This window comes from Streptomyces sp. Y20, from assembly GCF_043195475.1.
Taxonomy (GTDB): Bacteria; Actinomycetota; Actinomycetes; order Streptomycetales; family Streptomycetaceae; genus Streptomyces.
Genome location: NZ_JBIDDP010000012.1, coordinates 243844 through 258711 on the forward strand (window position 1 = coordinate 243844; position 14868 = coordinate 258711).

Consider the following 14868-nt stretch of genomic DNA (forward strand, 5'->3'; position numbering starts at 1 on the left):
CGTCCGGTGCCGCCGGCAGCGGCGGGTACCTCGACTACGTTGTCTTGCCGTTACCGGAGCCGTTCCCGCTTCCGGAGCCCGAGCTGCTCGACGAACCGCCGGTGGTGCCGGCGGTCGCACCGCTTTCGGTTCCCAGTCTCTGGAAGTCCGCCAGGGCGTCGTTCAGCGCGTCCTGGAGCTCACTGGTCTTCATCTTGGCGAGCTGGGAGGCCGTCGTGTACTTCTTGCTGACCGCCCGCATCCCGTCGCTGATGTCCTGCAGGCCTTCCGCGAGGTCGGCGAGGACGTTGTAGTACCGCTGCTGGAGACCGCCGCCTCCGTTGGCGCCCGAGGTGCTGGACCGCAACTGGTAGGCGTCGTAGAAGGCGCCCGGAAGCACGATCGTGGCCGAGCCGGACGCCATCCGGTTGCGGGCCTCGATGACGAGCGGCACCAAAGTGGCGATGTTCTTGGCGAACTGGTCCATGGACGCCGTGTTCACGGCTTCCTTGCCGGAGCCGCCCTCACCACCCTTGGGCACGGGCGGCGGGTCCGGGACACCGCCGCTGCTGGGATTGTTGACCGTGTCCGGCTTGTGGACGGTTGTGGGGTCCCAGGCCTGGGGCGGTCCGGGGTCCGGAGCGGGGTCGTTGCCTTTGGGGATGTCAGGGCGGACCGGTATGGCTGCCACGATCAGCCGCCCCAGGTCTTGACGCCGTAGTTGTGGGCCTGCAGGTACTCCTCCCGGCACTGGTCAGCCGCCTTCTGGGCAGCCGCGGCCTGCGCCTGCATCTCGGTGACGGTCTGGTTCCAATTGATCTTGTGCTGGTCGAACAACTCCTTGACCTCGCTGACCCAGCCTTCGAGCGCCTTGGTGTTGCCGCCGGCGAACGCGTCGTTGAGCTCGTTGATCTCTTTCTGTACAGTGCTCAACTGAGTCAGGGTCTCGTTGAAGGCCTGCCAGTCGACCGCATAGGTCTCGGCCATGTGTCTCTCCTCGATGGATAGCGCGCAGTGCCCCTATGGGTGCGTCGGCGGCACCGCGCGAGAGCTGGTGGGACGCGCCGCTCAGAAGCCCATGAGCTTGACGGGCTCGACGCTCCCGCTGGCCAGCGTGGCCGTGGTCTGCGTGGTCGCCTGGTGCGCCTGGGTGTGGGCGTTCCCCGTTCCGATGATGCGCTGGTGCATCGCGTCGAGGACCGAGCCGACCTTGCTGTAGTTGTTCATCCACCCTTCGAGGGCCGTCTGGAAAGAGGCGCCGGCCTCGCCTGTCCACCCCTGCTCCGCCCTGCTGGCCAGCTCCCTCATCCGCGCGAAGGACACTCTGTGGCTTTCCAAAGTCTGCAGGTGGACCTGTGCAGACTGCTTCATTCCGAGTAGGTCTACGGCCTCGGTGGACGATGCCATACCGATTCCCTCCAGTCAGCTCGAGAGTGTCGCGAGGCTCATCGCCCGCGTGTTTCCATCCTGTTCGCCATCGGGCCCGAAGCACAGTGACAGGTGGCTGCCCTGCCCGCTGGGACAGGCTCTCTGCCCGTGCGCTCCGGCGGTGCGGTGCCCTGGGCGCCGGGCCTGCGGGCCTCCGGCCGGCCGCCGGTCCGTGTCGCCGGCCTCCCGCCCGCTCGGCGGCGCCCGCCCTGCGGGCGGACGACGGGAGGTGGACGACACCGCCTACGCGAGGACCGTCGTCGTCTCCCGGGCGTCGTCCAGGGCGTCCTCGTCGAGCGATGCGAGCAGGTCGGACACGTCGGTACCGCGCAGTACGCGCGAGACCGCCAGATCGGCCAGCCGGTCGGCGACGGCGTGCGCGTCGAAGGCCCCCCGCGCGGCGGGATTCCGGGTGAAGTGCTCGGCCAGGGCCTCCAGCATCCCGTCCCCGGCCTCCAGCCCGGTCGCCGTCAGCCGCGTCACGGCCAGCAGCGCCAGTTCTCCGGGCGAGTAGGGCGCGAAGTCGACCCGCCCGGCGAAGGCGCCGGCGAGGCCGGTTCCCGGCGCGCTGCCCAGGAAGCCGGCCAGCGGCCCCGGTCCGCCGGAGAGGATCAGCACCACGTCGTCCTGTGAAGCGGCCCTCTCCCCTACCGCGGTGACCAGCGCGGTGCGTTCGGGGAGGGTGCGGGCTTCGAAGAACTCGTCGAGTTCCAGCACCAGTACGCCCCCCGCCGCCTCGTCGAACGCGGTCAGCACGTTGGCCTCGGCCTGGCCGGGCCAGCGGGCCGGCCAGGCCGACATCAGCGTCCGGTGCACCGTACCGGTGGGCAGCAGGCCGAGTTCGGCGAGCGCCCGTGCGTACAGCACCGCCACCGCGTCACGGCCGCTGCCCTCCGGGCCGGCGAACACCAGGTTGGCCCGTCCGGCCAGCGGCTCGCCGGCCCGCCGCAGCGGCACCAGTGCGGCCAGGCGGTCGTGGAGCGCGCGGCGCACGTCGTCGAGGCCGACGAGCCCGGCGATGCGGGCGACGCCGCGGCCGGGCGCGGCGTCGGGCGGGGCCTGGCCCGGCACCGCGCCCACGGCCGCCGCGGCGTTCTCGTCCGGGCGCGCCGGGGCTTCGGGCACCGTCTCGACATCGGCCTCGGTGAGCCGGCTCAGCTCGGAGTCGCTGCCCGGCTGGGAGGCGGCGAGCCGGGACGCCTGTCTGTTGATCATCGTTTCGAAGACCTGGCGGGCCACCCGGCCGTTGCCGAACGTGGGCCCCTTAGGGATGTGCCCGAAGTAGTGACTCACCGCGTCCCGGGCTCCGTCGGTGAGTTCGTACTGGTGCTTGGCGCACAGGCCCTGCACGATGGTGACCAGTTCCTCGACCGTGTAGTTGGGGAACTCCACCGTGCGGGAGAAGCGCGAGGCCATACCGGGGTTGGAGGCCAGGAACTGGTCCATGTGCTCCGAGTAGCCGGCGGCGATCACCACGACCTCGTCGCGGTGGTCCTCCATGAGCTTCATGAGGGTTTCGACGGCCTCCTGACCGAAGTCCGGGCCGGTTCCCTTGGACTGATTGGTCAGGGTGTACGCCTCGTCGATGAACAGCACACCGCCCAGAGCCCTGTTGAAGACCTCCGTGGTCTTGATGGCCGTTCCGCCGATGATCTGTGCGACCAGGTCGGCGCGGGACACCTCCACCATGTGTCCCTGGGCGAGAATGCCGAGTTCGGCGAGGACGGCGCCGTAGAGGCGGGCCACGGTGGTCTTGCCGGTGCCGGGTGGGCCGGCGAACACCAGGTGCCGGCTCATCGGCGGCATGGGCAGGCCCATCTCCTCGCGCCGCCGGGCCATCTTGTTGAGGTTGATGAGGCCGGTGACCTCCTGTTTGACGCTCTCCAGGCCGACGAGCGCGTCCATTTCGGCCAGCGGACCGGTGCCGGCGTGGCGCGCGGCGGGCCGCCCGTCCCGGCCGGGAGCGTTCCCGGTGTCCGACCACCGGTGCCCGGCCTCGGGTGCCGCGCTCCCGCCCTCGTCCGTCCCGGTCACGTTCACCGCGTCGAACCGGGAGTTGGAGCGCAGCTGGTGGAGTGCCTGGCCGCCGTTGTCCCTTATTTCGCAATCGTCGATCCGCACCGGTTCCTCGGTGTTGGTGCGGATACCGTCCCCGGTGTTGTCGAAGACCACGCAGTGGGCGAGGCCGGCGCGACCGCCGGCCTGGATGTGCACTCCGTGGCCGTGGGCGCCGTGGACCCGGCAGCCGACGGCCGTGAGGTCGCCGCCGCCCGCGACGCGGACGCCGTCCGCGTCCGACGCGACCACCTCCGTGTCCTTCAGCTCCGCCCGCGCGTCGGTCGCGACGAGCACCCCGCAGTCGCGCAGGACACACCCCTCGGCGACGGCGACGGCCCCGGTGACCGCCAGGCCCGGCGCGCCCGAGGCGCCGAGGCGCACACCGGTGAGCCGGGCGGTCGCGCCCTCACGGACGTCGACGGCCGGGCCGGACCCGGCCGCCACCTCGGTGTCGCGCAGCGCCAGCTCGGCTCCGCCGGCCAGACGTACGCCGGTGGCGCCGGAGAGCGACAGCCGCTCACCGTCCACGGTGGCTCCGTCGGCGACCAGTCCTTCGCCGCCGGCATCACTCACCCGCACCGACCGCAGCACGGCGCCGCTGCCGCCGTCCACTCGGATGCCGACGGGTGAGCCGGACACCTGGCAGCCCTCCAGGTACGGCTTGGAGGACTCGGTGATCCGCACGCCGGTGCGGGCGGCACCTGTCATCGAGCAGCCGCGCAGTACCGGGGCCGAGCCGCCGCCGACGAGCACGGACTCGGCGCCGGAGCCGGTGAACACGCAGTCGGTGAGGACGACCTCGCCACGGCTGGTGAGGTAGGCGTCGAGTCCCGCGCTGGCGTTCACGGTGACCGCGCGCATCTCGGCACTGCCGCCCTGCTCGGCGACCAGCGCGGGTTGCGCGCTGGCGGTGATGTCGGTGGTCTCGATGACGGCACGGGCGCTTCCGTTGACGCAGACGCCGTTGCCGCCGGGCTCCTCCAGGCGGCAGTCGCGCACGGTCAGTCGTCCGCGTTCGGCCACCACGATCGCGGAGGACGCGGTCCGGGCCACCGTGGTCTGTTCCACCACATTGGCGCCGGACGATGTCACCACGATGCCCGCTCCGCCGGCTCCCGTCACCCGGCACGCGCGGGCGATGAGGGTGCCCCGCTGCCAGGCGAGAATCCCGGCCCAGGCGTTTCCGGAGACCGTGCACTGCTGGAGGGACGCCTCGCCGTGGCGCACCTCGACGACGGGTATCTGCTCGCTGCCGCCCTCCAGGGCGAGACCGTTGAGCTGGGCCGCCTCGGCGGCGATCACCACCGCGCTGGCGGTGCCGCCGTCGACGCGGACGCCGCCCGGTTCGGAGCCCGCCGCCAGGGTGACGACCCGGTCGATGACGAGGGCCTCGCGGTAGGTGCCCGCGGAGATGGTGATGAGGGCGCCGTCGTCGGCGTCGGCCAGGGCCTGCCCGATGGTGCGGTAGGGCGCGGAGCCGTCCTGGGAGACCAGCAGCATCTGCCGGCTCATGGTGTTGTCCTCTTTCCGGGTGGGGCTGGTGGGGCGGGGGGTGGGGCAAGGATGAGTCCGGGCGGGGCGGTGAACCGGGCGGCCTGCTCGGGCGACGGGTGGGGGGCCGCCTCGGGTTCGCCCGCCTGCCAGGTGCGGTCCGCCTGTTCCAGCCCCGACAGGGCCATGTCGTCCAGTGCCGTGCGTGCGGTGTCGACCCGGCCGTCGGCGGAGATCTCCGACGCGGACAGTTCGCGCAGCAGCACGGCCCGCCGGTCGCCGTCACGGACCGCCAGCACCTTGAAGGTCGTGCCGGGCAGGAACAGCACGCGGGACGGCTGGTCCGGGTCGAGCAGGGCGGTCCGGCGCGCGGTCATCGACCAGATCAGGATGTCGGCGTCGCCGGGGATCTCCGGCGCGGCGGCGGTGAGCGCCCAGCAGAACGCCCATTCGGTGACGAGGGTACGGCGCCGGTACCAGTCCCACTCGGCGCCGCCCAGGCCGGCGCGCAGGACGGTGGCGCCCCGGTAGGAGGGCAGCCTGCGCAGTCCGGCGGCCACGCAGCGGGCGAGCGGCACGTGCGGCCCGACGGTGGCCTCGCGGATCTGACGGTCCAGCAGGGCGCTGTCGCCGCGCAGGTAGAGGCGGGCGGCCACCAGGTCGGTGAGGATGTCCTCGGTGGGGGTCTGGACGGTCCCGCGCAGTCCCGGTGACTCGGAGAGGAGGCGGGCGACGGCGCCGGCGCCGTCGTTGTACTGCTGCCGGAAGGCGTTGCGCATCCACTCGCGTTCCCGGGCGATGCCCTTGCGGGGCGGGACCGCGCAGGCGGCCGGGCTCGGTACGGCCTGGACACGGGAACCGGGCCCGGTCCCGGGCGCCGGTCGCTCACCGCCCGCCGCCGGTTCCGTGGCCGCGGTCCGCTCCGGGGCCCCGGCCACGGCGGGCGGGGCCGGGAGTACGGCTGCGGTGCGGGCGGCGCCGTCGGCGGACGGCTCGGGTGCCGCCGGCGACGGGACGGGGGTGGCCCGGGTGTGCCCTTCGCCGCCCTCGTCCGGCCGGCCGGTGACGGGGGTGCCGGATGCCTCGCCGTCCACGCCGGCGGACTCGCGCACCGCGCCGGGGGCGGGCAGCCCGGGGGCCGAGACCAGCCGGACCGAGGGGAGCGGCGGCCCGGGGGGCAGGGGGCGGGCGGCCCGCCCGGGGGGCGGTGCGCCGTCCTGTGCCGCACCGGCGGGTTCGGAGGGACGGGGCGGCGGGCCCGGGGCGGCGGGCTCCGTGGCACCGGCGGGCGCGGGGGCACCGCCCCCGTCCGGGCGGGAGTGGGAGGTGACGTCCCCCGCACGGCCGGGACCGTACGGCTCGGCGCCGGCCGCACCCGCCGCCGTGCCGTTCGCCGTGCCCCCGGCCGCCGCCACCCCGGCCGGGGCCGCCTGCGCCGGGGTGTCTTCGGCCGTGGCCGTCCCGGGGGCCCGCTCGGCGGACGGGTCGCCGAGGTCCGGTGCGGCGGTCGCCAGCCGGACCCGCGGGCCGGTGCCCTCCGGCCCCGGAGCCGTCGCCGGTGCCCCGTCCGGGAAGGCGGGCCGAGCGGGCACCGGACCGGCCGCGGAGCCGGGCGCCGCGGTGCCGTACCAGCCCGGGAACGGCACCGTGCCCTCACCCGTCCCGGCCTCGGCGGCACGGGGCGCGGTCGGTTCACGCGGCGCCGCCTGCCGCACCATCTGCGCCGCGGGTACCAGTCTGGCCAGGGCGCGCAGCGCGGGGTCGAGCCGTTCCAGCAGACGCTCGGCGAGTTCGCGCATACGGCCGCCGCCGTGCGCGGTGGTGCCGAAGACGACGTCGACGTGCCGGGCGGACGGCGCGGCCGAGCGGATGACCGCCGCCTCGTCCGGTTCCTCCGACGGACGCAGCCACAGTCCGCTGGGCACCACCTCCAGCACGGCCCCGTCGTACCGGTAGCGGCCCGGCGCTGTCTCCGGGAGGTCGCCGAACACGGGCCGGTGGCCGACCACCACGGGCTCGGTGGGCCGCCCGCCGGTCGACCGGGCCGGGGTGAAGCGCAGTTGCCGGGCGAAGGTTGCCCAGCCGGGAGAGCCGTCGGCGTCCAGCGCGTGCACCTCGGGGGCGTCCCCCGGGGTGTGGCTCACCGGCAGGCCGTTGTCGAAGGTCACGGGGACGTCGAGCCGGTCGGCCAGGGCCTGGCCGGGTCCGGGGCCGTCCGGTACCGCCAGGGGGCCGTAGGCCACGAACCGCACCAGATCGCGGACGCCGGGCAGCAGCGAGCGCCAGAACCGTGACACGTCGTCCAGCGACAGGGCGTCCCCGCCCGGGCAGCCGAGGACCACGGTCAGCAGGTCGGGCCGGTACGCCAGCCGGGACACCAGCAGGCCGCGGTGGGGGGAGTGCGCGTCCTCGGGACCGTCGCCGTGCAGCCACACCCCGCTGGGCAGCGGATCGACCACCGCGTGGTCGCTGGTCCGCCAGGTCCGGTCGGAGACGGTGAACTCCCAGGCAGGTTCGGGGAAGCGGCGTGAGACGGGGGTGGGCGGCCGGCGCGGCAGCAGCCGTACCCATCCCGGTCCGCGGTCGGCGGGGATGTACAGCACGCCGCCCGCCGCCGGGACCATCGCGCCGTCGGCCACGACGACCGCGCGGTCGAGCCGGTCGGCGAGCCATTGTCCGACGGGCACGATCCCGCCGGGCAGCGGGTGGCCTGTGATCAGGCGGTAGCCGCCGGGGTGGCCGCGGCCCAGCAGCCGGGCGACGGCCGTCCAGACGGCGTCGCCGGGATCGGTGGGCAGATCGAGGACGACGACCTGGTGGTCGGCGTCGGCGGGCAGCCCCCCGGCGAAGGCGACGGCCTGTGCGCTCGGCTCGCCCTTGGAGTGGATCAGCACTGCGTGGCCGACCCGGCGGGTGTCCAGGTCGGGTGCCTCCGCGTCCCGGCGCAGCCGGACCACCAGTGCCATCAGCGGCCCTTCGAGGCGGTGGCGGACGGTGCGGGGGTGGCGGAGGGGTTGGCGGGCACGGTCGCGAGGGCGGCGGTGCGGGACAGCGCCGGGCCGGTGGGCAGGAGGTCGAGGACGGCCCGGGGCACGGTGCGCGCCTGCCCGCCGCCGAAGCCGAGTGCGGAGAGCGTGTCCTGGTCCGCGAGCGGGTACTTCACGCCCAGTTCGGTGACCAGGTACAGCTGCGGGGTGACGCCGCGCGGCGGCAGCGGGAGGGCCTGGACCAGCAGTCCGTGGCCGACGGGGACGTCGACGGGCGGTGCCGTCGCGGCGGGCCGCTCCTCGAGGGTCACCGCGGTGCGGACCCTGGTACCGCCCGTGACGCGCTGGCGCAGGCACAGGGCCGATCCGCCCGGACGCAGGACGGGGCCCGCGAGGAAGTCGGGCAGCCGGTGCAGCAGGGAACGGTCGGCCGACCCGCCGACGGCGGCGATGTCCCGGGGAGTGACCTCGCGGGGTTCGGCCGCGCCCTCGCTGGTCGCGAGCAGCTGGAACTCGGTACGGGTCAGCGGGGCCAGGCCGTCGGTGCGCAGTACGTAGAACTGGGTGGCGCCCTTGCCGTCCGCGGCGGAGGTGAACACGTCGCCGACACGGGCCGGGCGGTCGCCGACACGGGGGCCCTGCTTACCGCGGCCGGGCAGGCCGGCGGCGTTCACGGTCGGGCCTGCGGGCAGCGCCGCGAGCCAGCCGTCGGGGGCGGGGAGGGGGTCCTGGCTGTCCAGTTGCAGCGCGATGAGGGTGGACCGGTCGCCGAGGCGGTACCGGACGCCGTTCCACAGCAGGTACTCGGTGCCGTCGGTGGCGCGCAGCAGGGCGCGCCGGCCGGTCACCGGGGCACGGGCCGCGGGCGAGTCGTCGGGCGCGAAGTCCAGCGTCTCGCCCTTGTTGCGGCCCGGCGTCAGGCACCGGGTCCAGTCACCGCTCAGCAGCGCCGCGGCCTGGGGTACGGAGTCCGGAGCGGCGGGGATGCCGATCTCGGTGCCGCGGCGCACGCCGGCCAGCGAGTTGCGGGAGACGGTGTGCACGTCGCTGCCGCCGCCCCCGCCGGCGGCGCCCAGCAGCGCGGAGGCGTAGTTGACCACCGGGTGCAGGACGCCGTCGACGTAGAGGAAGCGGGTCCCGGTCTCCTTCTCCACGACGATGGCGTGCGGTCTGGCCCAAGCCGTGTTGCCGCCCGGTTTGATCAGCCCGTAGACGGCGAATCCGGCACAGGTGAGGACGGCGAGGAGCACCCCGAGCACCACGCCGAGGACGCTCCGCCGGGCCGGCGGCTCCCCCGTGGCGGGTTCTCCCGTCACCAGTGCCGCCGCGAGTCTTCCGGTGGCGAACTGGTAGGCGTGGACGTGGTCACGACGGCTTTGCACGGGGTCCTCTCAGCCGGCCAGGGTACGGAAGTACCAGTAGACGTGCAGCACTTGGAGGAGCAGGGGGATGAGGGCGACGGCGGTGACCGTCTCCAGGATGTCGGCGGTGTGACCCCAGATCGGCAGCAGGCGCAGGGTGCGCAGGTGCCGTGCGGCGAGCAGCGCCGCCACCGCGGCGAGCAGGAGCACGGCCAGCACGGCCCGGGCCTGGGGACCGCCGGGCACCAGCAGCCAGGCGACGGCGAGGATGAGGCCGAGCGTCCCGGCGAGGGCCAGTGAGACGCGCTGCCAGATCTCGGTGACGCTGCGGGAGCGCAGGGTCACGGCGGCGGCGAGCGTCAGGGCGAGCAGCCAGTCCGACCAGCCGGAGCGGCGGGTCAGGAGCACGAGGTCCAGGGCGTAGACCACGGACGCGCCGACGGTGAAGAGCGTGAGATGGGCGTCGGCGGCGGCGACCCGGCGCGCGACGGCCGGTTCCGTGACGGGCTCGATGTCTTCCTGGAGTTCGTCCGCGTTGCGCGGCAGCTGGGGCACGCGCAGTCCGGCCAGGCGCAGGAAGAGCCGGGGCGCGACGGTGCTGAGCACGAACATGGTGACGGCGACCACCGAACAGGCGGTGGTCGCGGACCAGTCCAGGTCGAGACGGAGCAGTGAGCCGGCCTCGGCGGCGACCGCCACCGTCAGCAGCGCGCCGAACACCCGGACGGACACCTTGCCGGAGAGCAGCAGCGCGGTGGCGGCCACGGCCGCGCAGGCGGCGCCGACGAGGAGTTCGTGCCCCGTCGGCGCCAGGAGCGCGGTCGCGCCGCGCCAGGGGGTCAGGCCGGCCGCCGCGGCGAACGCCCAGCCTGCCACCCCGGTCACCAGCACCGTCGCCGCGTCGGCGCCGGACCGGGCCGCCACAAGGCATCCGGTGAGCAGGGCCACGGCCACGGCGCCCGACTGCGCTGCCGCGGCTGCGCCGGGCTCGGCGGCCAGGGTGAACAGGGCGAGCACCGTCAGCGCGAGACAGGCCAGGGCGAGGAAGAGGCGCCGGGTCAGCTCGGGCCGCCAGCGGTCGGAGCGGGAGCCGACGACCGTGGCGACGCCGTCGGCGATGTCGTCGAAGACGAGCGGTGGCAGGACTTCCTCCACCGGGCGCAGGTGGAGGATGTCGCCGTCGCGCAGGCCCGCGGAGTCGGCGGTGTCGTCGGGGTCCAGCGGCTCCTCGCCCAGGGACTGGAGGACGTATCCGCCGGCGGGCGCGCCGTCGGGAGCTAGCCGCGCGGTGAGGACCGGCAGCAGCGTGCCGAGGGTGACGTTGGCGGGCACGCCCAGGTCGGCGCGGCTCTCGGGCCCGACGACGGTGATCCGGCAGACGGCCGTACCGTCGAGGTCCGGCATGATGCTGGAGAGGGACATGGGGCTGGGACTCCTGAGGGACGGCCTGGGCGGTGGCGGTGCGGCGGGGTCCGGTCCGCCGGAGGAGCGGTCAGGCGTCGTCCACCAGACCGGTCTGGACGAGCCGGACGTCGCGCCGGGTGACCAGCTGGGCGCGGCCGGGTACGAGGGTGCGCGGCCTGGCCTCGCCGATGAACTTGCCCTCCTCCTTGGGGTAGGAGAGCACCAGGGCCGGGTTGCCGAGTTCCCACACCCGGCGCAGCAGCGGTTCCATCATGGCGCGCATGGCGCTCGAGGTGGAGCGCGCGATGATCAGGTGCATGCCGATGTGGGCTCCCTGGGCCAGCAGCGGAACGAGCGGGGTGGTGGGGCTGTCCAGGCTGCTGGCGACCAACAGGTCGTAGTCGTCGAGCAGGATGAACAGCCGTGGCCCCTGCCACCAGTCCCGTTGGGCCAGTTGCTCGGGCGAGACACCGGCGCCGGGCAGCCGCTTGCTCATGGTCACCACCACGCTCTGGGCGAGTTCCCGCAGCCCTTCGGCGTCGACGGTGTACCCGGCACGGTATTCCTCGGGCACGTCGGCGAGGAGTCCGCGCTCGGGGTCGCCGAGCAGGATCCGGGCCTCGCCGGGTGAGAAACGGGTGGTGATCGCCCGGGCGATCAGACGCAGGGCGTTGGTCTTGCCGGTCTCGCCGTCGCCGAAGACGAGCAGGCTCGCGTGGGCGGAGAAGTCGTGCCAGACCGGCTGCAGACGCTGTTCGTCCCAGCCCAGGCAGACACGCAGGTCCCCTTCGGGCGGGGGAAGCCGGTCGGCGGGCAGGGTGCTGGGCAGGAGCCGTACGCCCGGAGCGGTGCGCCCGGTCCAGAAGGTTCCGATCTCGGCGGCGGCGATCTTGGTGGCGGCGGTGAGGTCGTCGGTGGCCGACGAGCTGTCCAGCCGGGGCAGCGCGGACAGGAAGTGGTGGCCGGAGGAGGTCAGGCCGCGGCCGGGCTGCTGGGGGACGCCCGCGGCCTGGCGGGCGCCGACCTCGGATTCCATGGTGTCGCCGAGCCGCAGCTCGAACTTGGTGCCGAGCAGGTCGCGCAGCTTGTTGCGGATCTCCGACCAGCGGACCGCGGACACCACGACGTGGACGCCGAAGGACAGGCCGCGCGCGGCGATGGAGGTGATGCGGTCGTCGAGGTCCTCGTACTCCTGGCGCAGCGTCCCCCAGCCGTCCACGACCAGGAAGACGTCCCCGTGGGGGTCGTCGGCCCCGCCGGCGCGCCGGAGTTCGCGGTAGGCCGCCATCGACTCGACGCCGTGCGCGGTGAAGATCTGCTCGCGGCGTTCCAGGAGCTGGGCGATCTCTTCGACGCTGCGCAGCACCTTGTCGCGCTCCAGCCGGGTGGCGACCGAGCCGACGTGCGGGAGGCCGGCGGTGGAGACCAGACCGCCGCCGCTGAGGTCCAGGCAGTAGAACTGCACCTCCTCGGGAGTGTGGGTGAGCGCCAGCGACAGCATCAGGGTGCGCAGCAGCGCGGACTTGCCGGTCTGCGGGGCGCCGACCACGCCCACGTGCCCGCCCGCTGCGGAGAGGTCGGCGACGAGGAGTTCGCGGACCTGCTCGTGCGGTCGGTCGACCATGCCGAGCGGCACCCGGAGGCTGCCCAGGTCGGGGGACTCGGCGGTCATGCCGCGCACCGGGTCGGGGACGATGCCGGGCAGCAGCTGGTCCAGGCTGGGCGACTCGGCGAGCGGCGGCAGCCAGACCTGCCGGGCGGGCGGGCCGGCGTCCGTGAGCCGTTCGATGAGGACGTCCAGGAGGCTCTCGTCGCTCTCCGGCTGGGCGGCGGGCTCGGGCTCCGGGCGGGTCTCGGCCGGCTCCTGCGCGCCGGGTACGGGCCGCTGCTGGTCGAGGCCGAAGTCCACGAGTTCGCCGGGCGTCGCCGCCGTGGGCTCATGCGCCGGACCAGTGGCGGGTGCCTCCGGGCAGGGGCCGGAGACGTAGGCGGCCTTGAAGCGCACCAGGTTGGTGGTGTCCACCCGGAGGTAGCCGTTGCCGGGCGTGGAGGGCAGCTCGTACGCCCCGGCGACACCGATGACGCTGCGGGACTCCATGGAGGAGAAGGTGCGCAGCGCGATGCGGTAGGACAGGTGCCCTTCGACGCGGTGGATGCGTCCCTCGTCCAGCCGCTGCGACGCCAGCAGCAGATGCACGCCGAGGCTGCGCCCCACACGGCCGATGGTGACGAACAGGTCCACGAAATCCGGCTTGCTGGCAAGCAGTTCGGAGAACTCGTCGACGATGACCAGCAGCGAGGGCAGCGGCGCCAGGGGGGCACCGGCCAGCCGGGCCTTCTCGTACTCGTACAGCGAGGCGTACCCGCTGGACCTGAGCAGTTCCTGACGGCGTACCAGCTCACCGTTGATGGAGTCCTGCATGCGGTCCACCAGCGGCAGTTCGTCGGCGAGGTTGGTGATGACGGCCGAGGTGTGCGGCAGCCGTTCCATGTTGAGGAACGTCGCGCCGCCCTTGAAGTCGACCAGGACGAAGTTCAGGATCTCGGAGGAGTGGGTGGCCGCCAGGCCGATGACGAGGGTGCGCAGCAGTTCGCTCTTGCCGGAGCCGGTCGCACCGATCATCATGCCGTGCGGGCCCATACCGGCCTGGGCGGACTCCTTCAGGTCGAGTTCGACCACCTCGCCGTCCTCGGTGACCCCGACGGGCACGCGCAGCCGCGCCGCCTGGTCGGCGCGGCGCCGCCACTGGGCGGCCACGTCGTAGGCGCGCGGGTCGCGGATGCCGAGCAGCGCGGTCAGTTCGAAGTTCGACTCGAACGGGTTGTCCGTCAGGTCGATGGTGCCGCCGGTGCGCATGGGGGCCAGCAGCCGGGCCAGGTTCTCGGCTCCGTCCAGGCTGAGCGCGTCCGCTTCGGCCCGAGCCCGCGCGTCGTCACCGACCGGGAAGGAGACGGTGCCGTTCTCCGCGGTCAGGCGCAGGACGGAAGGGCCGCCCGGCATGGCTCCCGTGAGGTCGAGCAGGACGGTGTTGCGCAGCCCGTTGCCCAGCAGGCGCGAGTCGGAGGGGAGTTGCGCACGGTGGGCGACGACCACCATGAAGGGCTCGGCGGCGCTGGGAGTGGCCCGGGGATCGTGGTCTCCTCGGTCGAGGACGTCCGGGCCGAGCAGGTCGATCAGTTCACCGTGGTCGGTGGCCACCAGGCGCAGCGGACCGGCCTGGTCCCGTTCCCGGGGGTGGGCGTTGTGGGGCAGCCACTTCACCCACTCCCAGTCGTCCCGGTCCCGCCGGTCGCACAGGACGGCGACACGCAGCTCGTCGGGCGAGTGCAGGGCGGTCAGCTGCCCGAGCATGGCCCGCACCAGGTCCAGGGCGTCATCGATGTCCCCGGCGAACTCCACGCTGGTGAAGCTGCGCAGGGCCACGGGGATCGGCATGCCCGGCACGGTCTGGAACGCCTCGGTGAAGCGGCGCAGCGAGATGGCGGTGAGCGGATCGAGGTCCTCGACGGGCTTGGTCTGCGGCGGGACGAGCTCCAGAGCGGCACGCCGGGTGCCGAGTCCGATGCGGACCTTGGCGAAGTCGTCGTGGGCGGCCCGGCGTTCCCACACCCGGGAGCCCTGGACCAGCGACCACAGCTGCCGGGGCGAGGGGTTGTCGTACACGGCCGCGGTGACCTGTGCCGCGGCGGCCTCCCGGACCTGTCCGCGCAACTGGGCCAGGTAGCGCATGTAGTCGCGGCGTTCCGCCCGCATCCGCCGTTTGCGTTCGAGGCCCGACCGGCCGAGCTGGCCGAGGCCCATGGACATCATCGCGACGCCCATCATCCCGGACATCATGTACGTCGTCGCGGAGCCGCCGACGACGAACATCATGCCCATCGCCCCGGCGCCGATGCCCATGGGCAGCATGACGACGACGGAACCGAGGTCGGCCATGGCCGGTTCGCCGAGCACCGGCGGCTGGGCCAGCTCGATCTGGCCTTCCGGCGTCTGGGGTCCCGTTGCTCGCGGTGGGCGCTTGACAACGATGGTGTTCATCAGGTGGATCTCCAGCCGGCGAGACCTCGTGCGGGGGGACGGGCGAACGGGTGACGGGCACCCACCGGGGCCGACCGGTGAGGAGGAGCCCTGTCGTGCCGCCCGCCTCTCGGACGGGAGA

General features: G+C 73.9%; 8 protein-coding genes. All 8 read right to left on the minus strand.

Going from position 1 to position 14868, the window contains the following annotated elements:
* Positions 1–34: 34 nt before the first annotated feature.
* Positions 35–670, minus strand: a complete 636-nt coding sequence (locus ACGFT1_RS27400) for a hypothetical protein (RefSeq protein ID WP_373911654.1) — start codon at positions 668–670, stop codon at positions 35–37.
* A 2-nt stretch (positions 671–672) separates the two neighbouring features.
* Positions 673–966, minus strand: coding sequence for a hypothetical protein (locus ACGFT1_RS27405; RefSeq protein ID WP_373911655.1), 294 nt, complete (start codon positions 964–966; stop codon positions 673–675).
* Between the two features lie 81 nt (positions 967–1047).
* Positions 1048–1287: a hypothetical protein gene (locus ACGFT1_RS27410; RefSeq protein WP_373911656.1), complete on the minus strand. Its 240-nt coding sequence runs from the start codon at positions 1285–1287 to the stop codon at positions 1048–1050.
* 363 nt (positions 1288–1650) lie between these two features.
* Positions 1651–4977 carry a right-handed parallel beta-helix repeat-containing protein gene (locus ACGFT1_RS27415; RefSeq protein WP_373911657.1) on the minus strand — a complete coding sequence of 1109 codons (3327 nt, stop codon included), beginning with the start codon at positions 4975–4977 and terminating at the stop codon, positions 1651–1653.
* Positions 4974–7922 (minus strand): hypothetical protein, encoded by a 2949-nt coding sequence (locus ACGFT1_RS27420; protein ID WP_373911658.1) that lies wholly within the window; start codon positions 7920–7922, stop codon positions 4974–4976. The genes ACGFT1_RS27415 and ACGFT1_RS27420 overlap by 4 nt, the downstream gene beginning before the upstream one ends.
* Positions 7922–9325 (minus strand): type VII secretion protein EccB, encoded by a 1404-nt coding sequence (gene eccB, locus ACGFT1_RS27425; protein ID WP_373911659.1) that lies wholly within the window; start codon positions 9323–9325, stop codon positions 7922–7924. Before eccB ends, ACGFT1_RS27420 begins: the two co-directional genes overlap by 1 nt.
* Before the next feature lie 9 nt (positions 9326–9334).
* Positions 9335–10726, minus strand: a complete 1392-nt coding sequence (gene eccD, locus ACGFT1_RS27430) for a type VII secretion integral membrane protein EccD (RefSeq protein ID WP_373911660.1) — start codon at positions 10724–10726, stop codon at positions 9335–9337.
* 70 nt (positions 10727–10796) lie between these two features.
* Complete coding sequence (gene eccCa, locus ACGFT1_RS27435; protein ID WP_373911661.1) at positions 10797–14747, minus strand: type VII secretion protein EccCa; 3951 nt, start codon at positions 14745–14747, stop codon at positions 10797–10799.
* Positions 14748–14868 lie beyond the last annotated feature (121 nt).

Excerpts from the sequence above, each read along its gene's own strand:
- ACGFT1_RS27405 (WP_373911655.1), bottom strand. The coding sequence starts at position 966 with ATGGCCGAGACCTATGCGGTCGACTGGCAGGCCTTCAACGAGACCCTG.
- eccD (WP_373911660.1), bottom strand. The coding sequence starts at position 10,726 with ATGTCCCTCTCCAGCATCATGCCGGACCTCGACGGTACGGCCGTCTGC.
- eccCa (WP_373911661.1), bottom strand. The coding sequence starts at position 14,747 with ATGAACACCATCGTTGTCAAGCGCCCACCGCGAGCAACGGGACCCCAG.
- ACGFT1_RS27415 (WP_373911657.1), bottom strand. The coding sequence starts at position 4,977 with ATGAGCCGGCAGATGCTGCTGGTCTCCCAGGACGGCTCCGCGCCCTAC.
- ACGFT1_RS27410 (WP_373911656.1), bottom strand. The coding sequence starts at position 1,287 with ATGAGGGAGCTGGCCAGCAGGGCGGAGCAGGGGTGGACAGGCGAGGCC.
- ACGFT1_RS27420 (WP_373911658.1), bottom strand. The coding sequence starts at position 7,922 with ATGGCACTGGTGGTCCGGCTGCGCCGGGACGCGGAGGCACCCGACCTG.